Annotated in this window: 30 protein-coding genes and 1 tRNA gene; 11 read left to right on the plus strand and 20 right to left on the minus strand. The window is 63.1% G+C overall.

Features of this window, described 5'->3' with window-relative positions; all coding sequences use genetic code 11:
- Nucleotides 1–75: 75 nt before the first annotated feature.
- The 3 genes from J1M87_RS09300 to J1M87_RS29255 all read left to right on the plus strand — a co-directional run bounded on the left by J1M87_RS09300 (nucleotide 76) and on the right by J1M87_RS29255 (nucleotide 3,124).
- A complete protein-coding gene (locus J1M87_RS09300) occupies nucleotides 76–2,211 on the plus strand; it encodes a molybdopterin-dependent oxidoreductase (protein WP_206489269.1) in 2,136 nt (711 codons plus the stop codon).
- Between the two features lie 69 nt (nucleotides 2,212–2,280).
- Nucleotides 2,281–2,357: transfer RNA gene (locus tag J1M87_RS09305), tRNA-Ile, on the plus strand.
- Between the two features lie 146 nt (nucleotides 2,358–2,503).
- The gene (locus tag J1M87_RS29255) at nucleotides 2,504–3,124 is read left to right on the plus strand and encodes a YdeI family protein (protein WP_206489270.1); all 621 of its coding nucleotides are present in this window, start codon (nucleotides 2,504–2,506) and stop codon (nucleotides 3,122–3,124) included.
- A gap of 7 nt (nucleotides 3,125–3,131) precedes the next feature.
- Here the strand turns inward: J1M87_RS29255 and J1M87_RS09315 are convergent, their stop codons facing one another.
- The 4 genes from J1M87_RS09315 to J1M87_RS09330 all read right to left on the minus strand — a co-directional run bounded on the left by J1M87_RS09315 (nucleotide 3,132) and on the right by J1M87_RS09330 (nucleotide 6,421).
- The gene (locus tag J1M87_RS09315) at nucleotides 3,132–3,716 is read right to left on the minus strand and encodes an EI24 domain-containing protein (protein WP_206489271.1); all 585 of its coding nucleotides are present in this window, start codon (nucleotides 3,714–3,716) and stop codon (nucleotides 3,132–3,134) included.
- Complete coding sequence (locus J1M87_RS09320) at nucleotides 3,713–4,066, minus strand: hypothetical protein (protein WP_206489272.1); 354 nt, start codon at nucleotides 4,064–4,066, stop codon at nucleotides 3,713–3,715. Before J1M87_RS09320 ends, J1M87_RS09315 begins: the two co-directional genes overlap by 4 nt.
- Entirely contained in the window at nucleotides 4,063–5,847 is a 1,785-nt protein-coding gene (locus tag J1M87_RS09325; RefSeq protein WP_206489273.1) for a TIGR03767 family metallophosphoesterase, read from the minus strand. The genes J1M87_RS09320 and J1M87_RS09325 overlap by 4 nt, the downstream gene beginning before the upstream one ends.
- Nucleotides 5,848–5,953: 106 nt before the next feature.
- Nucleotides 5,954–6,421 (minus strand): universal stress protein, encoded by a 468-nt coding sequence (locus J1M87_RS09330; RefSeq protein ID WP_206489274.1) that lies wholly within the window; start codon nucleotides 6,419–6,421, stop codon nucleotides 5,954–5,956.
- Nucleotides 6,422–6,535: 114 nt separating this feature from the next.
- Between J1M87_RS09330 and J1M87_RS09335 the strand changes: the two genes are divergently transcribed.
- Nucleotides 6,536–7,276 carry a GAF and ANTAR domain-containing protein gene (locus J1M87_RS09335; RefSeq protein WP_206489275.1) on the plus strand — a complete coding sequence of 247 codons (741 nt, stop codon included), beginning with the start codon at nucleotides 6,536–6,538 and terminating at the stop codon, nucleotides 7,274–7,276.
- A gap of 10 nt (nucleotides 7,277–7,286) precedes the next feature.
- On the opposite strand, the gene J1M87_RS09340 is transcribed toward J1M87_RS09335, so the two are convergent.
- The 3 genes from J1M87_RS09340 to J1M87_RS09345 all read right to left on the minus strand — a co-directional run bounded on the left by J1M87_RS09340 (nucleotide 7,287) and on the right by J1M87_RS09345 (nucleotide 9,485).
- Complete coding sequence (locus tag J1M87_RS09340) at nucleotides 7,287–8,753, minus strand: MFS transporter (protein ID WP_206489276.1); 1,467 nt, start codon at nucleotides 8,751–8,753, stop codon at nucleotides 7,287–7,289.
- A gap of 55 nt (nucleotides 8,754–8,808) precedes the next feature.
- The gene (locus J1M87_RS28985; protein WP_274610870.1) at nucleotides 8,809–8,943 is read right to left on the minus strand and encodes a hypothetical protein; all 135 of its coding nucleotides are present in this window, start codon (nucleotides 8,941–8,943) and stop codon (nucleotides 8,809–8,811) included.
- 74 nt (nucleotides 8,944–9,017) lie between these two features.
- On the minus strand, nucleotides 9,018–9,485 hold the full coding sequence (locus J1M87_RS09345) for an NUDIX domain-containing protein (protein WP_206489277.1): 468 nt from the start codon (nucleotides 9,483–9,485) through the stop codon (nucleotides 9,018–9,020).
- Between the two features lie 404 nt (nucleotides 9,486–9,889).
- Here J1M87_RS09345 and J1M87_RS09350 point away from each other — a divergent pair, with 404 nt between their 5' ends.
- Complete coding sequence (locus tag J1M87_RS09350; protein WP_206489278.1) at nucleotides 9,890–10,531, plus strand: ScbR family autoregulator-binding transcription factor; 642 nt, start codon at nucleotides 9,890–9,892, stop codon at nucleotides 10,529–10,531.
- On the opposite strand, the gene J1M87_RS09355 is transcribed toward J1M87_RS09350, so the two are convergent.
- Complete coding sequence (locus J1M87_RS09355) at nucleotides 10,509–11,420, minus strand: AfsA-related hotdog domain-containing protein (protein ID WP_206489279.1); 912 nt, start codon at nucleotides 11,418–11,420, stop codon at nucleotides 10,509–10,511. The genes J1M87_RS09350 and J1M87_RS09355 overlap by 23 nt on opposite strands.
- Before the next feature lie 418 nt (nucleotides 11,421–11,838).
- Here J1M87_RS09355 and J1M87_RS09360 point away from each other — a divergent pair, with 418 nt between their 5' ends.
- The 3 genes from J1M87_RS09360 (at nucleotide 11,839) to J1M87_RS09370 (ending at nucleotide 13,649) form a co-directional block, all read left to right on the plus strand.
- Nucleotides 11,839–12,705, plus strand: coding sequence for a tyrosine-type recombinase/integrase (locus J1M87_RS09360; RefSeq protein ID WP_241256626.1), 867 nt, complete (start codon nucleotides 11,839–11,841; stop codon nucleotides 12,703–12,705).
- Between the two features lie 13 nt (nucleotides 12,706–12,718).
- Nucleotides 12,719–13,234, plus strand: a complete 516-nt coding sequence (locus J1M87_RS09365) for a DUF2637 domain-containing protein (protein WP_206489280.1) — start codon at nucleotides 12,719–12,721, stop codon at nucleotides 13,232–13,234.
- 82 nt (nucleotides 13,235–13,316) lie between these two features.
- Nucleotides 13,317–13,649 (plus strand): hypothetical protein, encoded by a 333-nt coding sequence (locus J1M87_RS09370; protein ID WP_206489281.1) that lies wholly within the window; start codon nucleotides 13,317–13,319, stop codon nucleotides 13,647–13,649.
- A 33-nt stretch (nucleotides 13,650–13,682) separates the two neighbouring features.
- On the opposite strand, the gene J1M87_RS09375 is transcribed toward J1M87_RS09370, so the two are convergent.
- Both J1M87_RS09375 and J1M87_RS09380 read right to left on the minus strand, forming a co-directional pair.
- The gene (locus J1M87_RS09375) at nucleotides 13,683–14,564 is read right to left on the minus strand and encodes a tyrosine-type recombinase/integrase (RefSeq protein WP_274610882.1); all 882 of its coding nucleotides are present in this window, start codon (nucleotides 14,562–14,564) and stop codon (nucleotides 13,683–13,685) included.
- Between the two features lie 230 nt (nucleotides 14,565–14,794).
- Complete coding sequence (locus tag J1M87_RS09380; protein ID WP_206489283.1) at nucleotides 14,795–15,079, minus strand: hypothetical protein; 285 nt, start codon at nucleotides 15,077–15,079, stop codon at nucleotides 14,795–14,797.
- Between the two features lie 652 nt (nucleotides 15,080–15,731).
- On the opposite strand from J1M87_RS09380, the gene J1M87_RS28990 reads away from it, so the two are divergent.
- Nucleotides 15,732–15,866 (plus strand): hypothetical protein, encoded by a 135-nt coding sequence (locus tag J1M87_RS28990; RefSeq protein ID WP_274610871.1) that lies wholly within the window; start codon nucleotides 15,732–15,734, stop codon nucleotides 15,864–15,866.
- 245 nt (nucleotides 15,867–16,111) lie between these two features.
- On the opposite strand, the gene J1M87_RS09385 is transcribed toward J1M87_RS28990, so the two are convergent.
- Nucleotides 16,112–16,474: a hypothetical protein gene (locus tag J1M87_RS09385; protein WP_206489284.1), complete on the minus strand. Its 363-nt coding sequence runs from the start codon at nucleotides 16,472–16,474 to the stop codon at nucleotides 16,112–16,114.
- Nucleotides 16,475–16,601: 127 nt separating this feature from the next.
- On the opposite strand from J1M87_RS09385, the gene J1M87_RS09390 reads away from it, so the two are divergent.
- Nucleotides 16,602–16,784, plus strand: a complete 183-nt coding sequence (locus tag J1M87_RS09390) for a hypothetical protein (RefSeq protein WP_206489285.1) — start codon at nucleotides 16,602–16,604, stop codon at nucleotides 16,782–16,784.
- Nucleotides 16,781–17,323: an acyltransferase gene (locus tag J1M87_RS29260; RefSeq protein WP_206489286.1), complete on the plus strand. Its 543-nt coding sequence runs from the start codon at nucleotides 16,781–16,783 to the stop codon at nucleotides 17,321–17,323. Before J1M87_RS09390 ends, J1M87_RS29260 begins: the two co-directional genes overlap by 4 nt.
- Here the strand turns inward: J1M87_RS29260 and J1M87_RS09400 are convergent.
- The 9 genes from J1M87_RS09400 to J1M87_RS09440 form a co-directional block, all read right to left on the minus strand.
- A complete protein-coding gene (locus J1M87_RS09400) occupies nucleotides 17,313–18,416 on the minus strand; it encodes an SGNH/GDSL hydrolase family protein (RefSeq protein ID WP_206489287.1) in 1,104 nt (367 codons plus the stop codon). The two genes, J1M87_RS29260 and J1M87_RS09400, sit on opposite strands and share 11 nt — an antisense overlap.
- Nucleotides 18,417–18,428: 12 nt before the next feature.
- Nucleotides 18,429–20,261 carry a LamG domain-containing protein gene (locus tag J1M87_RS29265; RefSeq protein WP_206489288.1) on the minus strand — a complete coding sequence of 611 codons (1,833 nt, stop codon included), beginning with the start codon at nucleotides 20,259–20,261 and terminating at the stop codon, nucleotides 18,429–18,431.
- Complete coding sequence (locus J1M87_RS09410) at nucleotides 20,258–20,527, minus strand: hypothetical protein (protein WP_206489289.1); 270 nt, start codon at nucleotides 20,525–20,527, stop codon at nucleotides 20,258–20,260. The genes J1M87_RS29265 and J1M87_RS09410 overlap by 4 nt, the downstream gene beginning before the upstream one ends.
- A gap of 11 nt (nucleotides 20,528–20,538) precedes the next feature.
- Nucleotides 20,539–22,905 carry a hypothetical protein gene (locus J1M87_RS09415; RefSeq protein WP_206489290.1) on the minus strand — a complete coding sequence of 789 codons (2,367 nt, stop codon included), beginning with the start codon at nucleotides 22,903–22,905 and terminating at the stop codon, nucleotides 20,539–20,541.
- A 4-nt stretch (nucleotides 22,906–22,909) separates the two neighbouring features.
- Nucleotides 22,910–23,365, minus strand: coding sequence for a hypothetical protein (locus J1M87_RS09420; protein ID WP_206489291.1), 456 nt, complete (start codon nucleotides 23,363–23,365; stop codon nucleotides 22,910–22,912).
- Between the two features lie 68 nt (nucleotides 23,366–23,433).
- Nucleotides 23,434–23,637 (minus strand): hypothetical protein, encoded by a 204-nt coding sequence (locus tag J1M87_RS09425; protein ID WP_206489292.1) that lies wholly within the window; start codon nucleotides 23,635–23,637, stop codon nucleotides 23,434–23,436.
- Between the two features lie 132 nt (nucleotides 23,638–23,769).
- Nucleotides 23,770–24,102: a hypothetical protein gene (locus tag J1M87_RS09430; protein ID WP_206489293.1), complete on the minus strand. Its 333-nt coding sequence runs from the start codon at nucleotides 24,100–24,102 to the stop codon at nucleotides 23,770–23,772.
- 13 nt (nucleotides 24,103–24,115) lie between these two features.
- The gene (locus tag J1M87_RS09435) at nucleotides 24,116–24,346 is read right to left on the minus strand and encodes a hypothetical protein (protein ID WP_206489294.1); all 231 of its coding nucleotides are present in this window, start codon (nucleotides 24,344–24,346) and stop codon (nucleotides 24,116–24,118) included.
- A 441-nt stretch (nucleotides 24,347–24,787) separates the two neighbouring features.
- Nucleotides 24,788–25,057, minus strand: a complete 270-nt coding sequence (locus J1M87_RS09440) for a hypothetical protein (RefSeq protein WP_057478526.1) — start codon at nucleotides 25,055–25,057, stop codon at nucleotides 24,788–24,790.
- Between the last annotated feature and the right edge of the window lie 23 nt (nucleotides 25,058–25,080).

Raw genomic sequence — 25,080 nt, forward strand, 5'->3', positions numbered from 1 at the left:
CCTAATTGTCGGCCGAACAGCGTGGCCCGGTCCCCTGCCGGGCTACTCTCGGTCCACAGGGATGGGAGACATGCGATGTCGGTCGTGTTCGGATCGTGCAATCTGTGCGAGGCAATTTGTGGACTCGAGTTCACGGTGGAGAACGATGCTGTGGTGTCGATCCGCGGGGACGAGAACGACCCGCTCTCGCGTGGTCACATCTGCCCCAAGGCTCTCTCGCTGATCGATCTGCACGCCGATTCCGATCGGCTCACCACACCGGTCAAGCGGGTTGGTGACACGTGGCAGAAAATCAGCTGGGACGAGGCGTACGACCTCGTCGTCGACGGCCTCGTCTCGACGCGCAAGAAATACGGGCGCAACGCGGTCGGTCTGTATCAGGGCAACCCGAATGTCCACTCGATGGGCGCGATGACTCACGGCATTCCGTTCACGTCGTTGCTCCGGACACGCAATCGCTACTCGGCCACCTCGCTGGATCAGTTGCCGCATCAGCTCGTCGATCATCTGTTGTACGGCCACCAACTGCTGTTGCCGATCCCGGACATAGACCGAACCGACTTCTTCTTCGTCCTCGGCGGCAACCCGATGGCGTCGAACGGCAGCATGATGACCGTTCCTGATTTCGCCAAACGGGCACGGGCACTGCGTAAACGGGGCGGCAGGCTCGTCGTGGTCGATCCTCGCAAGACGGAGACCGCCGATATCGCCGATACCCATTTCTTCATCCGCCCCGGTAGCGATGCACTGTTGCTCCTCGCGATGATTCACACGATCGTCGCCGACGGCATCTCCCGGGTAGCCGACTACATCGATGGAGCAGATCGACTCGCCGACCTCGTCGCGGAGTTCACCCCGGAAGCCGTGGCCCCCGTCGTCGGTATCCCGGCGGACGAGATCTCCACCCTGGCACGCGATTTCGCTGCAGCGAAATCAGCCGTGGCGTACGGGCGCATGGGGGTCTCGACCCAACAGTTCGGCACCGTGTGCCAGTGGGCGATTCAGGTGCTGAACATCGTGACGGGAAATCTCGACCGCCCGGGTGGTGCGATGGTGACCGATCCGGCGATCGATCTGATCTCGCAGGGCATCGTCGGCCGCGGTCATTTCGACAAGTGGCGCAGCCGCGTTCGCGACCTACCCGAGTTCTCGGGCGAGTACCCCTGTTCGACGCTCGTCGACGAGATCACCACCGAGGGCAAAGACCAGATTCGTGCCATGGCCGTGCTGTCGGGTAATCCGGTGTTGTCGATGCCCGGCGGAACCACGCTGAACGACGCGTTCGCGGGGCTGGATTTCATGGTGTCGTTCGATTTCTACATCAACGAGACATCACGCCACGCGCACGTGATTCTGCCGCCGACGATGTCGCTCGAACGAGATCACTACGACTTGATCTTCAGCTCTTTCGCAGTACACAACACGGCAAAGTACTCGCCGGCGGTTCTGTCCAAGAAGGCCGATGCCAAGCATGATTGGGAGATCTTCCGAGATCTGTCGCTGCGCTACAAGAACGAACTGGCTGGTTCGACGATCGGTCGGTTGAAGTCTCGCCTGAGTCCGAAGAGCTTGGTCGGCGAAGCCCGCCTACGCCTGTCCCCCGCCCGCACCCTGGACCTCCTGCTCCGTAGTCGGCGAAAAGGGCTGTCTCTGAGAAAACTTCGCGCCAACCCGCACGGTATCGATCTCGGCCCACTGCGTCCCGGCTTTCCACAGAAGCTGAAGACCAGGGACAAGCGCGTCCAGCTGATTCAGGACGTCGTGGTTGCCGAACTTCCCGCGCTGACGGATTTGATGCGCTCGAGCGTCGTCCCGAGCGGTGACGAGCTGCTTCTGATCGGTCGGCGACACCTGCGGAGCAACAACTCGTGGATGCACAACACCACCCGGCTCACCAAAGGAAAAGCGCGACATCAGCTTCTGGCCCACCCGGACGATCTCGCGCACCGCGGTATCGAGGACGGGGCGATGGTGTCGGTCACCTCCGCTGCCGGAACGATCGATATCGAGGTGGCCGCATCGGAGAAGATGATGCCGGGCGTGGTGAGCATGCCGCACGGCTTCGGCCATCAGCGCCCCGGTGTCCAATTGTCGGTCGCGACGACGGTGCAAGGACCGAGTGTCAACGACATCACCGACCCTGGCCGCGTCGACGGTGTCTCGGCCAACGCGATCCTCAACGGGGTCCCGGTGCAGGTCCGGGCCAAGTAGTGCACCCGATGCACCACTGAGAGGGCCGGATTCTGTACGATTCTGCAGGCTCGTACCTGGTACGAGTATGGGGCGGTAGCTCAGTCGGTTAGAGCCGTGGACTCATAATCCATTGGTCGCGGGTTCGAGCCCCGCCCGCCCCACCACGGTGTCGATAGCCGAGCCGGAATTCGTGCCGATCGATGAAATACCCTCGACCTCATTGCGGACAGAGGATGTCCTCGATTGTGGGCACACTGAACGCTTCCAAAGCCCGGTGTGCAACACCACGACGAGTAGATGGAGCGCGCACGTGACTGCTGAGAAATCTTCGTCGTCGGCATCCGACCACCCGGCTTCATGGAAATTCGACTATCCGATCGTTCATGCCGAAACTCGCTCGCAGTGGCGTACCTGGCTGGAGCGCAATCACGCATCCGTCCGAGGCGTGTGGCTGTGTTCGTGGCGCAGCACCACCGACCTACCACGCTGCCCGTACCCCGAAGCTGTCGAGGAAGCCATCTGCTTCGGATGGATCGATTCCACCGGCAGCAATCTCGACAAGGACCGCAGCCTGCAGCTGTTCACGCCGCGTAGGACCAAGAGCCCGTGGACCCGGCTCAACCGGAAACGCGCCGCCGATATGGAGGGCCGCGGCCTCATGACCGACGCAGGCCGCCGCGCCATCGCTGCGGCGAAGTCCAACGGCTGGTGGACGATTGCCGATCAGGTCGAGGACCTCCTGGAACCACCCGAGCTGACGACTGCGCTGGACAGAAACACGAACGCAAGGAGCAACTGGGACAGCTTTCCGCCGAGCGCCCGCAAGCAGATGCTGTGGTGGGTGGTCAGCGCCGTGCGAGACGACACTCGTGCAGGTCGAATCACTCATATCGTCACCGAGGCCGCAGCCGGTCGACGAGCTCGCGGCTGAATACCGGTCAGAGCAGCGCTGCCCGTCGGTACAGCCGCGACCAGTACACCATTAGCGCAGCAGCATTGGCCCCGAACCAAAGCCAGGTCAGGAACGCCGCCACCACACCGGTGACGAAGAATCCCAGTACCAGCGCCACGACCCAGGCGAGGAAGAAGACAACAATCGTGATGGCGACGGCGATCGCGCTCCGCCCCGGGGACCGTCGGACAGTGTGCAGTGCTGCACGGATCGGATTCCTCCTTCCATCCGCTACCGCCGGGAGTATCAGCAGCGCAACCACAATCGCCACGACGGGTAGTAGCGGGAACAGGATTGCGAGCGCAACGGCGACGGCAGTCAGCAAAACACACCACACCAGGACTCCCGGCCGTCGCCAAGCCCGACTCAGCGCACCGGACGCGTTGCCGTCCACTACATCGAGTGCCGCCGACGCGGTGATCCACAGTGCAAGTACCACCGCGGCAACAGAAGCCAGAACCAATCCCGCGAAACCGAGAGACGACATCGGAACCGGATCCCCCAACACGGTCAGCGCCTGCACAAGAGCCGACACGACCACGACGGCCGCAAGGACCAGACTCCCCCTCACGGTGCACCCACCGTGGAGTTGCGATCGAGCACGTCCTGCACCGAACCCGAGTACAGAACAGTGGAACCGACCTCGATCTTCACGGTGCTCGCGTCTTCCGACGTAGCTGTTGCCGTGATCGGTTCGTTGCCGGTCGTCGTCCCGGTGCAGGTTATCTCTGCCCCGGTGCCGGAGCACACCGGCGCGACCAATATCTCGATCCCCTTATCCGTCAGGACGTCGTTGACTGCGTAGCGGAGGTCTCCGAGCTCGGCACCACCGACCGGGGCGAGCGCAGCGGTCTGCGAGCATCCAGCGCATGCCACCGAGACAGCCGACACCAGAAGGAGTTTCCTGCACAAGCCGGTCATCTTCCCTGCCTCGTCTGGTGGGCGATCAGTCTCGCGTGCTCTTCGAGGTGTTGCTTCTCCAGAGCGGCGTCGGTGATGGTGCTCAGGTCGAAGGGCGCAGGCAGCAGCAGTTCGGTGTTGCGATCGAGACGCGAGCCTCGTCGCATCAGCGGATTCTCGGCCCAATCGTTGGCCGCCAGCTCCCGACTGCGCGATGCGAGATCCAGATAGCTCCCGCTGTTCCCCGGAGTGATCGGCGAGGCGTGGTCCAGCACCGTCGTGAACAGCGACATTGTGCCGTCCCGGTTGTCGACGATCTCGACCACTTGCTGCTGCTGCGGAAAATCGATGCACGACGCGGTGGTGATCTCCCAGAATCCTCGCCCGTCTCGCGAATGCGCAAGGATCTGATTCTGGTGGGTGTGACCGTTCAGCCACCCGATCACCACGGGATACCTCAACAGTAGATCGATGAATTCGTCTGCGCCGTAGAGCTTCACCGACTGCCCGGGCCGTTGTGCCCGGTTCTCGAGTGTGAGGCTGTTGTGGTGCGTGTAGATCAGCACCAGCTTGTTCTCGGCCTGCGCACGCTTCAATTGGTCGGTGAGCCAGTCGAATTGCTGTTCCGGCACGGCGCCGTCGGGTCCGGCGACTGCGTTGCAGGTATCGAGCCCGAACGTGCGGATGTTCGGGGTGGGATCGGCCGTCCACCAGGTCTCGCCCGAATCGAGATTGTGCTGGGTGAAGCCGTGCCCGATCGGCCCAGGCGTCGGGGTGGTCTCGAAGTGTTCCTGCATGAACTCACGTTGCTCGAAGAGGTATCGCGCTGGATCGGCAGACACTGCCCGAAACCCCGGTCGTGCGCCGGATCCGACGCCCAGCGCGTCCGCCATCCGCTGCAGCGGACTGGCCGTCGACGCATAACCGGCCAGGGCAGACGTGGCCGTCGCCTCGAGTGTGTAGGCCTTGCGTCCCCCGACGGCGAGCGCATGCAGTTGCGAGGACAGATCGAACGTTCCGAGCAACAGGGTGTCGTGATTGCCGTACACCGAATACCACGGGACCGGTAGCCCCACAGATTCGACCGTCCCCGACATGGCCTGGTCGAGAAGGTCGGGAAGCATCGGAAATCCGTAGTCGCCGAACGACCCTCCCGCCGGATCGCCCGGACGATAGGCCCACTGTGCCTCCGGCCATGCTTGGACACCTTCGAAGACATCGGCCGAACCGCTCGTGGGCCGAACCGGAACACCATCGAGAACGTCTATGTACCAACGTAATTCGAGATGCGAATGCATGTCTGCGCTGTCTCCGGTGACCACCGCGGCTCCCATCGGTGCGCCGGTGACCGGGCTGATCCGAGCGTCGGCGAAGGCTTTGACCATCGCCGCGGTGACGTGCACGGTCAGCGGGTCCTGCGGATGGAATGCCGATCCCCACGCGGCGTGATCGGACACGATCATGGGCTCGATCCGGCCCGGCGACTGAGCGTCGATGACGTGCATATCCGACAGGTGCCCGAGATAGAGCAACGACCGCCGTGACTGCACCCGAGACGCCTGGGGCGCTCGGCCCAATACGTCCAGGCGAGTCACGTACGGCTCCGCGGGCCCGGCACCGAGCACGCGATACCGTGCCGGACCGGTCGCAGTCCGAAGGATGGTCTGCGCCAGGGTTCCGGTGGGTTCTGCCGGCTGCGCCTGCGCGATCGAGGCCTGACCCAGCACATGGGGCGCGATGCCCCACACCGCCGCGAGGGTGCCCACCCGAGCCATGAACTGCCTACGTGACAAACCGGTCATGGAACTCCTCGAACTCCGAAATCGGTACCACGTACGCCTCGCATCCGACGAGGTGACTGCCTATTTTTACAGGGCACACGCCGGTATTGGATCGATTTCGCCTCGTTCAGGGCACCACTGTGACCGGCCAACGTCCTGCTTTGACCAATCGGACCGCCACCGAACCCGCAAGTCGGTGCCCCGCGTGCTCGGACGCCCCCACCACCACAGCGTCGGTGCGGAGTTGTTCCGCCACGGAGATCAGCCCGTTGTACGGATCGCCTTGTGCGGTGCGGAACTCCCACCGCACGCGCTCCCGGTTGCCGAACTTGGCGGCCGACGCTCGGATGTAGTCGAGGAGCTCGTCGGCGATCTGCTTACCGGTTTCGACAAGCGAAATGCCGACTTGGCCCCACGATGCGGTCACAATCGGTTGGACGTACACCAGCACCAGCAGCGATCGTTGCCTGCGGGCGAGTCCCGCGGCGTAGGCAGCGGCGCGCCAGGACGAATCGGAACCGTCGACCCCGACCACGATCGACTTCGGCCCGTCGTGGCCGTACTCGAACCCGGTCGGGTCCTGCTCATCGCTCACGCGTCGAGGCTACTGTCGGTACCGCCCGTTCGAGTACCCCACGGGGCAACGGTACGGTTGAGCCATCTCGAGTCCTGGTCACTCGAACTACGACACTCTGGACGGGAGCAGCACGTGAACGACAATTCGCAGTTCGACGCCTCTCCGGCTGTTTCCGGACCATCGACCGATCCGGCAACCGTATTCGCCGCCTTGGCCGACATCGTGTATCGCGGCAGCAGCGCCGAACAGGTCTACACCGCCATCTGCAATGCGGCTCCCCTCCTGATCCCCCACTGCGATCACGCGAGCCTGATGCTGATGCAGCATGGAAAAGCCGTCACGGTCGCGGCCTCGGATGACATTGCCCGTGTGGTGGACGATATCGAGCGTGCCACCGGCGAGGGCCCGTGTCTCGATGCCATCACCAGCGAAGCAGCGCAGCTCGAGACCGACTTCCAGACGCCGACTCAGTGGCCTGCGATGGCTCGCGGCGTGCTCAATCGAACGCCCGTTCGCGGCGCGATGGGTTTTCGGCTCAAGGTCAACGAGCACAAGGTGGGCGCACTCAATCTGTTCACGGACACTCCTGGAGTCTTCGATTCCGACACCGCAGGCGAAGCGATAATCCTGACCGCGTTCACAGCGGTCACCGTCGCCGCGATGATGAACGGACAGGAAGCGTCGACGCTACGTGGCGGCCTGGAAAGCAACCGCGAGATCGGCAAGGCGGTCGGGTTGATCATGGCGTTGCACGACGTGTCCGACGACGAGGCGTTCGCGTTACTTCGCAAATCCTCCCAGGATCTGAACGTCAAGATTGCCGACCTCGCGTCCAGCGTCGTCGAGCGGCACAGCAAAGCCTCGAAGAACTGAGCGTCGTTGCTCAGTGTGCGCCCTGAACTTTCTTGGGGAGAGCAAAGACCAGCGCCAGCGCCACGACACTGAACGCTGCGCTGACGGCCATCGCCATCGCCGCTCCATGCAGAAAGCCCGATCCGACGGCGTCGGGGCCCGTGATGTTCAAGGATCCGAACAGAACGCTGCCGATCACTGCGATGCCGATCGCCGAACCGATTCGCTGCATGGTCGAGATGACCCCGCTTGCGGCACCTGCATCACCGCGATCCACGGTCGCGACGATGAACTGCGCGTTGGGTGCGATGAAGGCACCATTGCCCAAGCCCGCCACGAAGAGCGGCACCAGCAGGGTCCAATGCGAGATCGTGTCGGCGGAGCTGGTCGCCAGGATGATCCACAACCAGATCAGGCCGATCGAAACCAGAGACGCGCCGAGAACCAACACCGTGCGCCCGAGGCGGAGCGTCAACTTGTTGCTCTGCGAGGAAGCGACGATGCTGCCGATCGCGAACGGAATCGACACCAGCCCGGCCGACAGAGCCGTGTTGCCGAGTCCGGTCTGCCACAGCAACGAGATGGTGAAGAAGATGCTGGTGAAGGCAGCGAAATAGACGAGTGCAAGAATCACACCCCCGGTGAAGGCCGGGTGTGTGAACAGTCGCGGTGGAACCAGCGGGTTGTGGCCGCGACGGGTGTGGATCACTTCCCACCATCCGAACAGTGCGATCAGACCCAGTCCCGCGGCGATCGTCAGGTAGGTCCACAGCGGCCAGCCCAGCTCCTGGCCTTCGATCAACGGAACGAGCAGAGCGACGAGGCCCGCGGAAATCAGAACCAGGCCGAGCCAGTCGATTCCGGGGAGAGCCGTGGGCGCGGAATCGTTCTTGTTCGGTAGCAGTACGGCGGCCGCAACGAGTCCGACGATTCCGATGGGCAGATTGACCCAGAAGACCAGCCGCCACCCGTTCTCGTCACCGAACACCTGGATGATCAAGCCCCCGATGAGGGGTCCTAGCGCGGTCGACACACCGATGACGGCACCCATGATCGCAAAGGCTTTGCCCCGCACCGGACCCGGGAACAGCAACTGGATGAACGCGGTCACAGCGGGCACGAAAATGCCGCCTGCCAAACCCTGGACCACCCGCGCGACGACGAGCTGCAGATCGTTCTGCGCCAGTCCACACGCGAAGCTCGCGAGGGTGAAAAGCGCGAGCCCGGTGAAGAACACCCATTTGTGGCCGACGCGGTCACCGACCTTGCCCGCCGGAATCAAAGCGAGCCCGAACGCCAGTGCGTATCCGGAGATGATCCACGACAGAACCGACTCCGAGGCGTCCAATGTGGTGCGGATCGTCGGGAGCGCCACGTTGACGATCGTGGTGTCCAGGAGTGCCATGAACATGCCCAGCAGCAGCACCACGAGCGCCTGCCACGCACGCTTGGGTACCTGTGTCGCAGGCGGAGTTCCAGAGGCGATGCCGTCGGTCAAATTGCTGCCCTTCTCAGTAGTCGATGAGCAGTGTCAACCAAACGGTCTGTTATTGCTAGCTGATCATCGCAGTCGCGGCGAACACCCACGACAGTCCCGCAGCCAACACCACGAACGACGAGGCGATGACGCGTCCGCCCCACTGCGTCTCCACGAGAGCTTGTGCACTGGTCGTGTCCGTCTGTGTCATGATTCGCTTCCCACCCGGCATCTGCCACTGTCGTCATTTCCGGCCGCTGGATACCCCTGTGGTCCGCACCGAAACTAGTTGGCAGCAACAATCGCCTCCACCGCGTCGAGAAATGGAAGCTGCGAGGGCAGCAGCTTCTGTCTCGCCTGGTCCAGCGGAAACCATTCGATGCGGTCTACCTCGGGAAACGACTTCATCAGACCGGATTTCGGCGGCCACTCGATCTCGAATGTGTTGCTGACCGCATTCGAAACATCGAGATCCGATTCGACAGCGAACGCCGTGACGATCTTCCCGCCGCGTTGAGTGACGGTGCCAAGTTCCACGTACGCTCCGGCCGGCACCTCGATACCCACTTCTTCTCGAAACTCCCGCCGGGCCGCAGTCCACAGATCTTCACCCTCGGCCAACAAACCCTTGACGATCGACCACGCTCCCTCGTCCTTGCGCGACCAGAACGGCCCGCCGGGATGAGCGATCAGGACCTCGGGACTGTCGGCACCGAGGCGATACAACAGAATTCCTGCACTCGTAGCGAACATCACGTCAGCGTGCCATCAAAATCGCTTGCTCGCCGTTGTCTGCCGTCGTTACCGTCTTCGCAGTTCACAGCCGATCCAGAACGCCCGAGGAGACCGAAAATGAGCACCACGGGATCGAGCAGGGTCTGGTTGATCACTGGCGCGAGCTCGGGATTCGGACGCGAATTCGTTCGTGCGACCCCCGCCGCGGAGCCGAGGCTGTTCTGGCCGCGATTTCCTCGGAGGATCCCCCACTGCGCTTACCTCTGGGTTCGCCGTCGTTCGAGTGGATCGAAACGTATCTGAAGGGTCGACTGGACCAGTGCCGTGAGGCTCGGCCGTTGGGCTCGGACACCGACTACCAGTGAAGTGCTTCCTGCACCACACGCGATGCCGCCGACCCAGGCAGCAGCTATGGTCTACCGATGCAGGAGCGCGCAGAATCGACCAGGCAAGCCGTACTCGAGGGTGCTGCGGCCAGTTTTGACAAGTTCGGCTATGGCACAGCCAGTTTGAGCACCATTATTGCCAACGCGGGCGTCAGTAAAGGCGCGATGTACTTCCACTTCTCGTCCAAGGAAGACCTCGCCCAGGCCGTCATCGAGGCGCAGATGGCAATGGCCGAGGCGGCGGCTGCCGCCATCATCGAGCACACACCGAAAGCTATCGACGCGCTGATCCTCATCACCAAGGAGTTGGCGCGTCAGTTGCAGTCCGAGGTGATTGCCCGCGGCGGGATGAGGCTGACGTTGGAATCGACCTCTGCAGAGAACCCGAACGCCAAATCGTTCGACGACTGGATACGACGGATCGCGGCGTTGACCGACCGCGCTCAGGCTGAGGGCGATATCTCCGAGGATGTGGATACGACGTCGTTGGCCAGGCTGATCGTCGCGTCGTTCACGGGCGTGCAGACCGTGTCGGAGATGCTGACCGGCCGCGCCGACCTGCAAGACCGAATGACCGAGCTGTGGCACATGGTGCTGCCGTCGGTGGTGCCGCGTCGACGGCTCGCGCGGATCCGGTTGGTGGCCGATGGGCCAGTTACCGACTGGAGCGCTCGGTGACCGCCAGCCACGGCTCGGAGGTCGCTCGGACCGACATCGCCGACAGCAACGACGCGTCGTGCTCGAACCGGATCTGGTGAACGCCGTCCGACTCACCATCGACCGTCACCGAACACGGGTTGCCCCACTCGGCGAACCCCGTGAACGTCACCTCGAGCGAGATGAAATCGAGCTCGCGAATGCCAGTGGTCAGCCGTAGGGCCTGGCGGGCCGCTTCGAGCATCGTCACCCCCGGTAGGTATTCGGTCGTGTGATCGAACAACGCCATGTTGCGCGGGTCGGGTGCCACGACGAGGGTTCCGTCGGACGTATGCCGAGCCAACACCACATCGGCGGGATCGAGGCGTCCGACGATGGCGGCCGGAACCACTTCGGTGCCGGCAGGGAGGTGCCGAAAATGTGGATCGGCCATGGTCGGTGTGCGGTGCTGCGAGAACATCTCGGGATCGATGGGCCGGACAGTTGCCGTCCCCGACGCCACGACGTGAGTGCCGTTGAGCAGCCGGGCCGAGAGCGTCAATTCGTCCATGCGATCGCTGGCGTAGCTCACGTCGTACGTCACCGACTCTGCCACGAGCGAATCATCGATGTCGTCCACCGACAGCGGCTCGAGGATATCGAAGCGGAAGTGCTCGATGAGCACCACATGATCGATGGGTACCCCGTGGTCGACGTGACAGAACAGGCTGACCGCCTGCCGCAGCGCCTCGGCCACCATCAACGAGTCGTGTGTTCGCCGCACCGGCGCGAACGTCCGATGAGACGTGGGGAGCTGCACGGCCGCCCGATGCGTCCCGTCGACGGTCTCGAAGTCGGTCAGCAACACATCTGCCGGCGAACGCCGATGGACGAGGTGACGTGGAACTGTGGACGCGTAACTCAAACTCATGGAGCCCCTTAAAACCGACCGATCCGGTTTGTTATAGCACTGTTGAGCCTCCCGGACCGTGAGTTCAGTATCCCGTGCGGTACCGACAAATCTGACATCCGAAGGAGGGATTCATCCGTTCGATATACAGCCAACTGCGTCGCAGTCTGATAACCAACCGAGTCCCCCGATATTTTGGTGGGAAACAAAAATCCCCGTCCGGCATGCCGGACGGGGATTGCGCTCCCCCACCTGGACTCGAACCAGGAACCCTTCGATTACCAGTTCGGGAATGCCCTGACCTTGGCGTTTCCGCAGGTAGCGTGAGGTACGCATGTCGCTGACACACCTGCGTCCGACGCTAGATGTACGTGACGGATCTGGGACGGGTGTATCGAAACCCAACCCAGCAGTCCGTTACCTGCATCACAGTCAGACCATGCACAAGCAAATGTATTCACTGCCCCCAGAGTGGGAGGACGCCGTCATCAGGTGGGTCGAATGGCTCATCTCGGCCGGTGCTCCCGCCACCACCATCCGCACCCGCCGCAGCCACGTTCGGGGTGTCGCCCGCAAGCTCGGATGCGATTCGCCAGGCGTGGTCACTGCCGACGACATCGTCCACGTCACCGCGCACCAGAACTGGTCGAAAGACCATCGGCGCGGACTGAAGTCCTCGTTGATCAAGTTCTTCGACTGGGCCATACGTGTCGGCATCGCCACAACGAACCCGGCGATCTCCCTTCCCAAAGTTTCCGAGTCCCGTCCACGACCACGGCCCGTCCCCGACAACATGTGGGCACAGCTGATCGTCAACGCCGGCCCGCGAGAGCTCATGGCTGCACGGCTCGCGGACGAAGTCGGAATGCGGCGTGAGGAAGTCGCCAAGTGCCACACCAGCGATGTGCTGGAATCGTTCGACGGATACGAGCTCGTCGTGCACGGCAAAGGCGGCAAGCAACGGACCGTCCCGATCACCGACAAACTGGCGAAAGATATCCTCCGCGGGCCGGGCGGACACACCTACGGACTCGGCCGGCACGGGTATCTCTTCCCCGGCGCGGTCGACGGGCACATCTCCGCGCACTACGTCGGCAAGCTCGTCGGCGACCTCCTCCCCGTCGGGTGGACGATGCACAAGCTCCGCCACCGATTCGCCACACGGATGTACCGAGCCTGCGGGCGCGACATCATGATCGTCTGCCGCCTCCTCGGCCACTCGAACGTCGCTACCACACAGCGCTACCTCGCCACCAGCAACGAAGACCTCCGCGCAGCAGTCAACGCACTCGCCGACGCGGCCTGACACAGGAGAAACCATGTCCAGCTTTCGCCCTGCCGACGCCACAGCAAAGGTCGGCACCACGCTCATCGCGCTCGGCGCGTTCTGGCTCAGCTTCACCGCACTCCGGGATCTGGCGGTGAGGTCCGGCGTCCCCGCCGGACAAGCCTGGGTCTGGCCCCTCATCGTCGACGGGCTGGTCCTCGTCGCCACCGTTGCCGTCGTCGCACTCGACCACCACCGGTGGTACGCCTGGACTTTGCTCGGCTTAGGGGCGAGCCTGTCCCTCGTCGGTAACTCACTGCACGCGACGTACACCGGGGAGTTGCCCGTCGCCGTTCGCATACTGGTCGCCGCCGTACCACCGCTGTCGCTGCTGGCTGTCACCCACCTGACGTACCTCCTGACTCGACGCGATGCACCGGCACTCGAGTCGGCGGAGGAGGCCCCCGCGGCCACACGAGTGCAGCCGTTGGTCACGACACTTCCCAGTTCGGACAGCGAGGTACCCGACCTCGGTGCCGCCTTTCGGGAAGCCCGGCGCGCAAGCTGAGCCAGCCGCGATGGGGGATTCGACGTCCGCCGTCGCGGCCTATCGTTCAAACATTCGAGGCCCACCTGGTAGACACACCTGTGTGACCACACGTGGAAAGATCTGGGTTGTCGTCGGTATCGCCGTGCTTATTCTGGCTGGCGTGGTCTATTGGGGCGTATCCCGCGAGAACGAGAAGGCCGACACACAGGAGTCAGTTGTCACGTCTTCTTGCGTTCAAGACCTGGGCCGAAAGCTCAACGGCATCACTTCGTCCACCCCGCTCGACGTCATAGACATTGCCTACGATCGAACAACCACGGTCACCACGGGGACCTTCCGCAATCCATTGGAAAGCGGAAACCCCGAGTACACGTTCGAGTGCAACAAGCTCTCACACACCGCTGACTTCGAACGTGTCGATCCGGGAAACTGAACACACTGTCCCCGAACCGCGCGTACTCCTGTGTCACGCTACGGCCCCGAGGTAGGCCGCCAACGTGTGTGATGCGTGTGTGTCGAGGTTTCGGCGGCCGCGATCGTAGATCCCGATGGTCGTCGAGATGTCCGCGTGCCTGGCGGCGAGCTGCACCTCACGTAATGGAACTCCGGCGTCGATTGCGTTGACGATCATGCTGTGCCGGAACGTGTGTGGTGAGACATTCATGGTGATACCGGTCGCGCGGGCGACACGTTTACACACGCGGTCGGCCGATCGTCGGGTCATGCGCGTCCCGTCTCGCCGCAGCAGAAGCGGCCCACTCGACCTGCCGTCGACGACCGCGTCGATCGCGCGCATCACGACGGGCGGTTGCGGCACGATCGCCTGCGCTCCACCTTTCTGCACGAACGACATGATCCGGTGGCCACGCGAATACGACAACACGTCGCCGACGTCTAGGCCGCAGACCTCGGAGACACGTAATCCCGTGTAGCCCATGATGACCACGAGCGCGTAGTCGACGGGCGAGGAGTCGTACGCCGTCCGGCACACGGCCTGCAATTCGTTCCGGTCGAGGTGCACTTTCTCGTTCGCGGATCGGTGGATCTTCGGCATCTTCAACAGGCGTGCAGGGTTTTTCGCTACGAGGTCGTCATCGAGTGCGAGCTCGTAGAACAGTTTCAGCGTGCCGAGTCGGTGATGGACCGTGGACGGGCAGTTTCCGCGATCGTCGGCGAGATACCTCATGTACATTTCGAGGTGCTGACGACGGATCGCGAACGCCTCGAATCCGTTTGTGTCACACCACAGTAGAAACATAGATAAGTCGGCGCGGTAGCTGATACGAGTGTTCCCGTCCCAGCGTTGCAGGAAAGACTCGACGTAAAACTCGCGGTCGATTACGGGCATAGGCTGCGCTGCAGAAAGCAACGCGGTACCGTTCAGCACGGTCACGCTCCAATGTCACATGATTGGTGGGTGGCAAGGCCTCGATCGGTGTTCCCGCACCGGCCGGGGCCGCTTCTAATTTCCCGCCACAGTACGCGCAAACCCGGCAGATCGGTACCGATTTCGAACACGAAAAAGCCCCACCCGGAACGGATTCCGGGTGGGGCTTCGTCCATGCAGACCTGATCAGGTCAGAGCGTGGTCTCGTCGGTCTGCACTGCCTCGGGCTGACCGGAGTCGTTCACACCGGACTCAGCGGGTTCGAGAGTGCCGCCCGTGTCGCCGGCACCGGTCTCGACTGCCTCGTCGTCGGGGATGATTCCCTTGACCGGTGCGAGCAAGGTGCGAATCTCCGCAGCGGTGTCTGCGTCTGCCCGGGTGGCCTCGATGATCTTCGTCGCGGCCTGATCGACCTCGGCCGCCACCGCCTCGCGGACCTCGGCGATGGCCTTGGCGGATTCTGTTCCTACTGCCATGATGGTGCTCCTTCTCGTGAATTCGTTCGATGCGAGCACGGCCGCGAGTGCGACCGCTCCGCCTATCTGCCACCACACAGGGCGACACCTCCTCCTGTTGAGAAGCGTTGCGCTCGGGAGATTTTCACCGATCAGTTCTTGGGCCATCGACGCCGTGGCGGCGGTTCGCGCATGCCCACACCAGCGCAGTCCGGGCACGCATGATCGGGCCACGACGTTACGTGTTTGCCGGTGCGCACTTCACCAGCCGAAATTCGGCCGAACCCTCGGCACCACACGCACGGGACCTCTGCCACAGCAACACCTCACAGACCGTTTCCGCACACCCGTTCGAGTTCCTGCTATGGTCGAGTCAGCGGGGTGAGGTTCGGAAGGGAAGCCAGACCGAGCCCCGCACTCACGTTCGGAGGCATGGTGGAGCTGTACCGGATCGGCGATCGATGGGCCGAACCCGCGCCCACCCATTGCCCGCGCGGCCACGAGCTACGCGGCGGCCGTGTGCTCGTCGGCTCCCAAGTCTGCTCCTGCGAGGTGCACCACCATCGCACCCACACCTGTCGCGAGTGCGGTGCGGTGACATACACGCCGCCCAGGACGGCGGAGTGCATGGACGGCAGCTTCGACGGGCGCGGACGCTCGTAGAATCCTCCGCATGGCATACCCACCCGACCCCGACGAGGGTCAAGCAGGCATGGTCCTACTCCCCGACGGACGCTACGGCTACCGATACCCCGACAGCGACGACGTCATCATCCTCAAACGAGCAGACGTGGACACGACGGAGTAGCCGGGCGTAGCTCAGACAACTCGAACGGCATGACCTGCCCCCAGAACGGACCCGACTCCACCTTCACGATCGCGCCCGGGACCATCGGCTCCTGCACAAACATGGTTCGTATCGGTGCGAGCTCGGTGATGACGCCAACGCTGTCGACACAGCCAGGCCAACTGCGGCACACTCTATCCCCAACTCGGAGCTCACCCATCGTTGATTTCCTCTTGGTAGCTGTGCCGAAGTGACCGGATAATGGATCAGTCCGGCCAGACCCCATCTCGGACGGTCATGGCGTTGGGGTCGACGCGAGAGACCGATCCCGCGTCGTCTGGCACGTAGGCCGGTCCAAGCTCCCAGATGTAGTCCTGCGCCGCCGCCGATGTGAACTTCAGGAACTGCCGGCCGCTGTGGTCGACCAGCTCGAATGCATCGACCCATGCGTGTCTCGGGTTTTCGGAATCGCCGCATCCGCCGAGCCGAGCGACACGCTCGATGTACTCGAGCCAGTTCGTCCGGACCGTGATTCGCGGCTCGGCACGGATCAGGACGACCTCTCCGGCGGCGTGCCCGTACTCCAGATGACCACAGTGTGATCGGTAGAGAACTTCCGCGTCGGCCATACCGCCAGCATACGGCCAACTTATCGGCGATTCCGAACAGTTCGACACGCCCATAATTGGTGTTATGGGCGGGTAGCGGGAGAGCTTGCCGAGCGGTGAGACCGGGCGGTACGGCATGATGTCGCGCATGACCGAAAACGAACTGGTGCCGTTCGTAGCACTCGCCGTCTCTCTCGATGAGGGCTACGACGACGCTTGGACGCTCGTGCTCTCTGTCGCTGCCGAACATCCCGACCTATCGGGCCGCGCGTTCGCCGACGCGGTACGCGACAAAATTAGTGCGGCGATACCTCTCAACTACGTCCTGTGAAACTCGGACGACTGCGCGAGATCCTGTGGCAGGAAGCGGGCGACCGCCACTCCGTGCTCTGGCTCTTCGTCGTTAATGACGTGCTCGGCCTGTTCATTTTCCCGGCTCGCATCCGAACGCAACTCCTGCGCTTGTTCATCCCCGGCATTCATCCGAGAGCAATCATTCGCGCACATGTTCTGTTCAAGTCGAAGAACGTCACAATCGGACCTGGCTGCGTCATCAGCTACCGAGTCATGTTCGATACGCGCGATGGGATCACGCTCGGAAACAACGTCTCCGTTGGGGCCGATGCGCGGTTCCTCACTTCCGACCACGACGTTTCCGATCCCACGAAGCGATCAGGAAAAGGCTTTGGAAGTCCGATCACGATCGGGGATGGTTCACGGATTGCGGTCGGGTCCACAATCCTTCCTGGTGTCACAATCGGTAACGGCGTAGTCGTGGGAGCGTGTTCTCTGGTCCGTGCCGACCTCGACGAGCACACCTTGTACGCAGGCGTGCCCGCCAAGGAGATCCGCAAACTACCTACGGAGTGACCGCGAACGTCTTCCGTGACGGCAACTGCCACTGATCTGCGACAGCCAGCGCGGCGATGTCGTGGCCCTCGTTTATCAGGTGCAGGTTGTCGGTGTAGTAGTCCCCCGACGTGGTCGCTGCGGTGGTGTCCTTCGCGAAGAAGTCGTAGAACGACGCGAACGGTAGGCCCCTGGTCTGTGCGAACGCCTTGATGCCCGCGTGGAATGCAGGCCATCGCGAATCCGTCGAGTGCTGCGCCATGACCAGGATCGGCACTTTCTTGGTCGTGTCGATCGCCGCCGCTCGGTCCGCGATGATCCCGAGGTCGGTCTGCATCTGCGCCACCGTCGTCGCGCCGAGGTTGTTGTGCCCGAGCATCAGCGTGAAGAAGTCCGGCTGCATCGACGTAATCCGCGCCCATGTCGAGTCGGCTGTCGAGTCGACGAACTGCGTCGTCGCGCCACCCGCTCTACCGAAGTTGTAGAGCCGCAGCCCGTAGTTCTCGTCCTGGTCGCGGATGTACGTCAGGCCGATCACCGTCGCTGAGGTAGCGGTGATGACGTAGGTGTGCACCTGTCGGGTCAGAACGCCCGATGACCACTTCTCGGTGTAGCCCTCCGTCGACGACGGGGTGACGGTGATTGGTGCGCCGCCGTCGATCGTGACGGTGAACGCTCCTACTGTCGGCCCGGACGGGAAGAAGATGTCGAGCCCGGTCGACGGCTGGAACGTGGTGTGTGTCGCTGTCGTTCCTGCGGCGAGAGTGGACAGCTTCTTGGTGTCCTGATCCAGGATCTCGCCGGACGATCCGGACTTCACCCAGCCGAGTGCACCGGCCACGCCGGCATTGCGGCACTTGAGGCTGTAGCCGCCCGTGACACCCGCCGGATTGTACGAATTCTGGAGCATCTTCTCGAGCTGGCAGGAGATCTGCCGATTCGGGTCCGCCACCGAACCCTCCCAGGTAGATGCGCCCAGCCCTACGCCGATGAGCTTGCGCTTCGTGCGCTGGCCGAGCATTCGGTAGAACGGGCGCATGCCGGGGTTCAGTGTCAGCCGGGACGCGAGGATCTGGTCTTTCGGTACGCCGATAGGGCGGGTGAATTCACTCATGGTTCGGCGCTCCTAGGCGATCGCGTAGCGGGCTTGCAGGGACGTGCGCAGTGCGGCGAGATCCTGCTCGGTGAGGGCTCGGTTGTAGACGCGGACTTCGAGGATTTCACCGTCGAGGTACGTGGCAGTTGCTGCTGCATTGGAACCGAGGGTGACGCGGGGAAGAACGCCGTTAGGGTCGTTGGTCACAGTTCCAGTGGTAATAGAGCCATCGACATTGAGTCGAGACGACGCGCCGTCGAACACGCCACCGACCGCATGCCAATTTATGTCCGGCGATGCTGGGGAAGTAACCGCCGACCCACCGTTCTGCGCCGAGATGTTCACAAGATTCGTCGCGGATTCCGCGCTGATCGACATGTGCTGTCCAACGCCCGACACGCCGCCCGTGATGACAAATCCTGCAGCAGCGGTCGAGGTGCGCTTGAACACGGTGTACTGCGTGGCAGGCTGGCCGATGATGTCCTGTGCCGCGAACAGTGCTGTTCGGAGATACTGCGCGTTCGCTCGGACGAATCTCGCCGCCGCGTGGCCGTTCGCGGCGTTGAGATGAATAGTGGGCTGTTTGGACACGGTCGCGTGCGCGGTGAGCGCATACCCGCCGACGAGGGCGGGGACGTTCGTGATGGCCGCGCCGTCTGCAAGGCCGAGGTCGTCGAATGTCCAGTGGAACTTGAGGCCCGTCGTGTAGTCGCCACCCGCGGAGACGGTGATCGCCGGAGCCGAGGTGACCGCACCCGCAGCGTTTCGGGTCATCAACGGCTGCGTGTAGACCTTCGTCGCTGGGTTGCCGTAGGTGATCTTGTAGGCGTCGACCGCCGAGGGGAAGTCCGCTGACACGGCATCAGCGGTGTACGTGCCGGGGGTGCCGTCCGGCCAGACGACCGCCGCCGAGATGGCTGCGCCGTTCGCGTCGAAGGTGATCGCGCCGACGATGAGAGATTCCGGTGTGCGAGCGAGCTGCTTGTAGAGCGCGTCGGATGCACCGCCGCCACCGGACTGGTCGGCCCAGGCGAAGCCGTCAGCAGTCTTGGCGATCACCTGTCCCGCTGTGCCGCCTGACGGGGTGGTGAGCTTCTGCGTTGCCAGGGTGGCCGCTGCGGCAGCGGCACCGGACGCCACATCGGCCACGGAAACGGGTGCATAACGTGTGTCAGCAGCATCTTCGTCCAAGGCCGCGTCGACCTTTGCGCGGACCTCCGGCGCGAGCTTGGCCGCGTCGATCGAATCGTCGGCCACCTCGCCGCTGCCGGCGGGCAACGGGACCGGAACACCGACCGGCACCTGACCGTCCGGCGAACCGGGAGCCTCGCGATAGAACTGGATGCCGTCCTCGACGATCTCGACACCGGAAATCGAGAACCCCGCCGGTCCCTGCACCACACCGGTCCCCGACCCCGGCACATTCACCGGCTGCACCGTCGTCAGATTCACCACCGTCGGATTGCGGCCCGCAACCAACTCGGCATCCGGATCGTAGATCGGGAGCACGAACGCGAACTGCTTGCGCACGACCTGCGCACCATTGAGCCGCAGATCGAACGAGGCCTGCCACTTCCAGTTCGTCGGGTTCGTCGCCTCGTTCGGGGCCAGCAACATTACATACGGCAGACCACGATGAGTCAGACGACCGTTGATGTACTGACAGGTGATCGGCTGAACCGACAACCATTTCGGCATCGTCGGCACCCGGATACCGCCCGCCGTCTCGACGAGCATCGGCTCCAACTTCACCGTGCCCGTCAACGCCACATCATCGGGCAGATCGTCGGAGTCCACCCCGTCCATGACGAGGCCACCGATCCAATCCTCCACACGCCCGTACTCCAACCCCGGTGACGTCACAGCGATCCTTCCTCCACGTCGAGAGCGGGCAGTGCCTCCGGATCAGGTCCCGGCTCCGCGACAACCTGACCGTCGAGCACCGGTCCGATTCCCGAATACGGTTCGGGGTCGGGAACAACGAACACCGGCTCGTATCGGGGGAGATCGACACAGCGGCCGGAGAAGGACATCCCGGAATCGAGACACGTCACCACCAACATGTCGGGATCGTCCGGGTCACGATGTGCGGTGAACCGCTCCCCTTCGACAGTGAACTCCGTACTCATGGGCACAGCTCCTATTCGGGTTCGGGTGTATCGCGGGCGAGGATGAATTCCCAGCCGCCGGAATTGACGAAGCTGGAACGGTCGAGGCCGATCTCGATGTATCGGTAGGCGGCACCACGTGGGATCGCATTCGTGGTGTCCGGGTAGGTGAGTACGGTCGACCACGTATCGGTACCGGTCAGCTTGGCCACGGTGAACACATTGCCGGCTGCGCGGAGGCGGAAGACGTCACCGGAATCGACAGTGAAGTCCTGGGAGGCCAGGACTCCACCACCGAAAAACGGGCGGTACGCGAGCTTGACACCCGATGCACGAACCTCGACATCGACATAGCTGCGGACACGCAAGTACGCCGGTTCCGATGTCGGAGTCCGAATCTGGCCAGTGGCCTCGTGATCGTCTCGCGCCATCTTCGCCGTGACCCGGTAGCGCCGCCGGCCGTCGTTGATCAGACCACCGGGCAGCATGATCGCCCCGTTGTCGACGATCGCTGCCGCTCCCTGCTGACGAGACAGCGTTGCAGGAATCGACCCCGATGAGAAGTCCTCGAAATACGTGACCGGATCCGGGAGCGGCAACTCCGTGGGCTGACCGATGCCGATCCACAACAGAGGAGCCGCTGCCGCGAACGTCAACGAATCCGCCGCGATCACCGACTGCTCCGTCAACGGTGACGACGAGATCAACCGAGTCGCCTGCTGAGGCGGATACAGCAGGCCCTCCCGCGAGATCGACGCCGCATCGATGATCCCCACCAACTGGCGCTGCGCATTCGACGGGCCCGGCTGATGAATTGCCAGATGGATCGACTCGTTGGTATCGAAGACGATTTCATCGGGCAGGTTGTAGATCTGCTCCCCCGGGCCGGTGATCGCCGCAGTCTGATCCGGCGAGACATGCTCGAGCAGCAACGACCCATCGTCAGGGTTCATCCGAGAGATGTAGATGTAGAGCGGATTCGGCGACGACGACGGAACCGTACCCAACGCGTACACGATCGAGGCACGACCGCCCGCCCACTTCGCCCGGATGAACCCGCCCTCCACCGAGTTCTGCGGCGGAAGGTACATCGGATCGGACTTCGACAACGAGAAGCTGTCACTGTGCCCGTGCGGGCTGAGCGTGCGATCGCCAGTGTTCGATCCGACAGTGCCACGCACGTGATCGTGCGTACTCCACGAACTACCCGACACACTGCTCACGTTGCCCGAGATACCGGACGCGACCTTGCGGCGCAGGATCTGATCGAACGTGCACTCGTGGTTGGTCATGCAATGGTCGTAGGGAACCACCGGCAGACCTGCTTGCACCTTGATGATCGCAGCCTGGGTGTTGTCGATCGACTGCTGCTGTGCCGCCCCGATCGCCGCCGCAGCTGCCTCCGCCGCCGACGTCGCCGCCGCAGTCGCATCCTCGACCACCGTGCCGATGGCATCCTGCGCACCCTGGGCCGCCTCGAGCGCCGCCCCCGCATCGGCCTTCGCATCCTCGATCGCGGTGAACTCGCTACCACGAATCGCGAAGCCGGTCAGTCCAGCCGAGAACTCCGGTGTGGCACCGAAGAATCCAGTCCATGCCTCGCACGAGAACATCGAGAACTTGTGATTGCCGTCGACAGGAAACCCCGACACATCGTCGTGGACGATCAGCTCGACACCACTGACCACCACCACGTAGCGGTTGTCCTTCATCCGCAGTTCCGGAGTGGACGAAAAGTTGTACGAGAGTTCGGTGTTCGACTTCCACTGCGTTCGATTCACCGAGTTCCCGGAGCGGGTGAACCGGCCGAGCTCGCACCGTCCGCCATAGAAATCGACGTACACGCCCTCGGTGCCAGCCGCATTACACCGTCCGTAAATTGTTGTGCACGCCTTCGTCGATACCTTGCCCGACTTGGAGAGTGGGTGCACGATCGCCACCACCGTGTAATTCGGTGACGAGGCCGCCTGCGGACACAAGGCGAATCGTGTTCCATCATCGACGAGGTTGAACGGCGCGGACGGGTTGAGTTGCGCTGCCTGATCAATGATTTCCAGAGGCTGCCCGTGACCGAATGTGATCCACGCCGGGACTGCTCCCGGGTTCGGCGATCCCAGGTTCGAGGAGTTGTCGCGGTTGAAGTTGTCGGAGTACTCCGCGCCCTCAGCCATCTTGCCTTCGAGGGTGAGCAAGCGCGCCGACAACCCGGCCGTCAGCACCTGCGCGGTGTACTCCCGGTCCTGCGCATCCGGAGTGTTCTCGAAACCCTGATCACCCGCGAGCACCCCACCGAGCGCACGCAGCGCCTCCGAGTTGCCGATGTTCACACCGCCGGGAGGGTCCTGGTCGCGGCCGTTGTAGCCGATGTCCGGGTTCTTCGGATCGAAGTATTCGGGCACAGGCCTACACCGGAACCGGGATCGGGCGGACCCGAAGGTAGGCGCGTTCCTTGCGTGTTTCGAGGCGAGTCTGCGCCGTGGTCTCGATCTTGCGTGCGATCAGGAAAATGTTCACCGCGGTGTTCGCCGGAACGATCGTCGACGAGGACGTCGGAACAGAGATCGTCTCCTCCGCCGCGCGAGAGAGCACACGCGGAATCCACTGATTCTGGAATGCGGTTATCGCGACCGCCGGACCACGCGCGAGCAACGGCCCGGACACGGCACCGAGGCGGCACTCCAAATCGATCCGGACGTTGGCGGTGGTGAAGAATTCCACCATGCCGTCCACCTCCGGCTCCCACGGGAACGGCTGCGCCGGCATCGGCATCGTCACGATCTCGAGGAACTCGCCCGCCCACCCGAGCCGGCGAACGGCCAGATGAAACCACGAGCTCAACGGCATCAGCCTTGAACTCATCGGAATAGGTAGGTCGAGCAGACATGAGCACAATCCTTTCAAACTGTGTCTCACATCAGTAGTACACCTCACTGCGGAGTCGTCCAGGCCTCGGCCCACACGAGTCCTTCACGTTCGGACGCATCGGGTAAGAACTCCGACAGCGGCGGGAAGTCGTCGCTGTATCCCTCGACCGGCAAACGAGTCGCCTTCAGATCACGGGCATCCGAGCGAGCCGAGTACATCGACGGCTTCGGTCCGGACCTGCTACGTGCACCTCCGTGATTCGTCATCGCCACCAACTCCTACGTTCGGCAGTGCGCCGAACAGACACCGCAGCAGTGCGCCGCGGGAAAAACGATCAGAACCAACCCATGCGGTGGGCGAACTTCCGGACACAGGACGCGACCAGGTTGTGCAACCGATCAGTGATCGACACTGCTCACCGGTTCGTAGGTAACTGCAAAGACGTCAGGTTTACACGGGTAGAAGGTCCCGGGCTTTCCATCCGGAATGATCCAGTCGCCGTGACGAAACGGCGTCAGATCGCCGTGCATCGTGAACAGATACAGGATGATGTATTGCGGTCCCTCACCGCAGGTATCCGAGTACTCCTCCGACATCGCCGCGTGCGGACCACCAGGCGCGTCAGTCAAAGTGCCCTCACCGATGAAGGTGCAGACGTCGTCCCAGTTCGCCCAGTTGAGCTGAATGGATCGGACTTTGATTGGCTTCTTTTGGAACATCTGCACTGGCATGTCGCAGTTCCTTTCAAGCTCGTGAAGCAGGCTCCGATGTGGTGCCGCCGAATAGCCGAGCGATGCGCGCCTTCTCGTCGTACATCTCTCGAGTGAAATCCAGGCCGGGATTCATCCACGCCTCAACCATCCGCAGATACTCCGCGTCGCTTGGCTGGCGATTCGGATCGAGCATCGGCAGCAGCCCTTCCTGTTTTTTTTGGAACTTCTTGAACCCTCCGCACCTCGGAGAGCCCTCCCCCACGGCGAACCTCGAGGAGGGCCCCGTAGGGGCACCCCCCTGGGGTGCACCGCCGCAGGTCAGAGCATTGTTTACCGTCGCGAACCATTTGCATTACCGCTGGTCAGAAGCGTGCAGCCTGCCTGCTGTTGCAGCTCCGGCAGTGCACTTTCAGCGGCCCGTGCGGGTCACCGCCGAGCGCAATGGGTGGATCGTGTGCCGCAGTGAGGTCCCGCGATGCATGCCCTGACCGTCGAACACCGGGGCACCAATAGCCATGCCGCGCAACCCAATCCGCGACGGCCTGCGCGCGACGCCGTTGCTCGGCCCGGTCCCGAGTGACCTTGGTCGGCACTGTTGCTCGTTGGTAACGTTCCCGCTCCCTCGCATGCACCGTGCACAGCGGTCCAGTTTGTATCGACGGACACCCAGGCATCGAGCACACCCGCTTGGATGCCCGTGCCATCAGTCCTGCTGGATCTGGGCCTGAGTACGGAGAGCTCCGAACATCTGAAGACCGAGCAGTGTGTCGAGTGGCACGTTGCCATCACGAGGCATCGTCGCGTTCGAGGTAAGCGGACTGCCATCGTCTTCGTCGAAGGTCCGTCGCCTGGCGTTCACCACGTACTCCATCAAGATGCCTGGCTCAGTGTCCGGGTAGTATGCGCGCCACACGCGCTCGATCGCTGCAGTCAGTGCCTCGTCAGCTTCGCGCTGCTCCTCACTGCGGGTCATGCGACCTCCTTGTTCGGGAACGA

The organism is Rhodococcus sp. KRD162 (assembly GCF_017168335.1).
Lineage (GTDB): Bacteria > Actinomycetota > Actinomycetes > Mycobacteriales > Mycobacteriaceae > Rhodococcoides.

Excerpts from the sequence above, each read along its gene's own strand:
- J1M87_RS09325 (WP_206489273.1), bottom strand. The coding sequence starts at position 5,847 with ATGACCGGTTTGTCACGTAGGCAGTTCATGGCTCGGGTGGGCACCCTC.
- J1M87_RS09400 (WP_206489287.1), bottom strand. The coding sequence starts at position 18,416 with ATGAGTGAATTCACCCGCCCTATCGGCGTACCGAAAGACCAGATCCTC.
- J1M87_RS09440 (WP_057478526.1), bottom strand. The coding sequence starts at position 25,057 with ATGACCCGCAGTGAGGAGCAGCGCGAAGCTGACGAGGCACTGACTGCA.
- J1M87_RS09410 (WP_206489289.1), bottom strand. The coding sequence starts at position 20,527 with ATGAGTACGGAGTTCACTGTCGAAGGGGAGCGGTTCACCGCACATCGT.
- J1M87_RS28985 (WP_274610870.1), bottom strand. The coding sequence starts at position 8,943 with ATGACACAGACGGACACGACCAGTGCACAAGCTCTCGTGGAGACGCAG.
- J1M87_RS09345 (WP_206489277.1), bottom strand. The coding sequence starts at position 9,485 with ATGTTCGCTACGAGTGCAGGAATTCTGTTGTATCGCCTCGGTGCCGAC.
- J1M87_RS09365 (WP_206489280.1), top strand. The coding sequence starts at position 12,719 with ATGTCCAGCTTTCGCCCTGCCGACGCCACAGCAAAGGTCGGCACCACG.
- J1M87_RS09390 (WP_206489285.1), top strand. The coding sequence starts at position 16,602 with ATGACCGAAAACGAACTGGTGCCGTTCGTAGCACTCGCCGTCTCTCTC.
- J1M87_RS09380 (WP_206489283.1), bottom strand. The coding sequence starts at position 15,079 with ATGGCAGTAGGAACAGAATCCGCCAAGGCCATCGCCGAGGTCCGCGAG.
- J1M87_RS09385 (WP_206489284.1), bottom strand. The coding sequence starts at position 16,474 with ATGGCCGACGCGGAAGTTCTCTACCGATCACACTGTGGTCATCTGGAG.
- J1M87_RS09300 (WP_206489269.1), top strand. The coding sequence starts at position 76 with ATGTCGGTCGTGTTCGGATCGTGCAATCTGTGCGAGGCAATTTGTGGA.
- J1M87_RS09420 (WP_206489291.1), bottom strand. The coding sequence starts at position 23,365 with ATGAGTTCAAGGCTGATGCCGTTGAGCTCGTGGTTTCATCTGGCCGTT.
- J1M87_RS09360 (WP_241256626.1), top strand. The coding sequence starts at position 11,839 with ATGCACAAGCAAATGTATTCACTGCCCCCAGAGTGGGAGGACGCCGTC.
- J1M87_RS09375 (WP_274610882.1), bottom strand. The coding sequence starts at position 14,564 with ATGCCCGTAATCGACCGCGAGTTTTACGTCGAGTCTTTCCTGCAACGC.
- J1M87_RS09350 (WP_206489278.1), top strand. The coding sequence starts at position 9,890 with ATGCAGGAGCGCGCAGAATCGACCAGGCAAGCCGTACTCGAGGGTGCT.
- J1M87_RS09355 (WP_206489279.1), bottom strand. The coding sequence starts at position 11,420 with ATGAGTTTGAGTTACGCGTCCACAGTTCCACGTCACCTCGTCCATCGG.
- J1M87_RS09320 (WP_206489272.1), bottom strand. The coding sequence starts at position 4,066 with ATGACCGGCTTGTGCAGGAAACTCCTTCTGGTGTCGGCTGTCTCGGTG.
- J1M87_RS09430 (WP_206489293.1), bottom strand. The coding sequence starts at position 24,102 with ATGCCAGTGCAGATGTTCCAAAAGAAGCCAATCAAAGTCCGATCCATT.
- J1M87_RS28990 (WP_274610871.1), top strand. The coding sequence starts at position 15,732 with ATGGCATACCCACCCGACCCCGACGAGGGTCAAGCAGGCATGGTCCTA.
- J1M87_RS09425 (WP_206489292.1), bottom strand. The coding sequence starts at position 23,637 with ATGACGAATCACGGAGGTGCACGTAGCAGGTCCGGACCGAAGCCGTCG.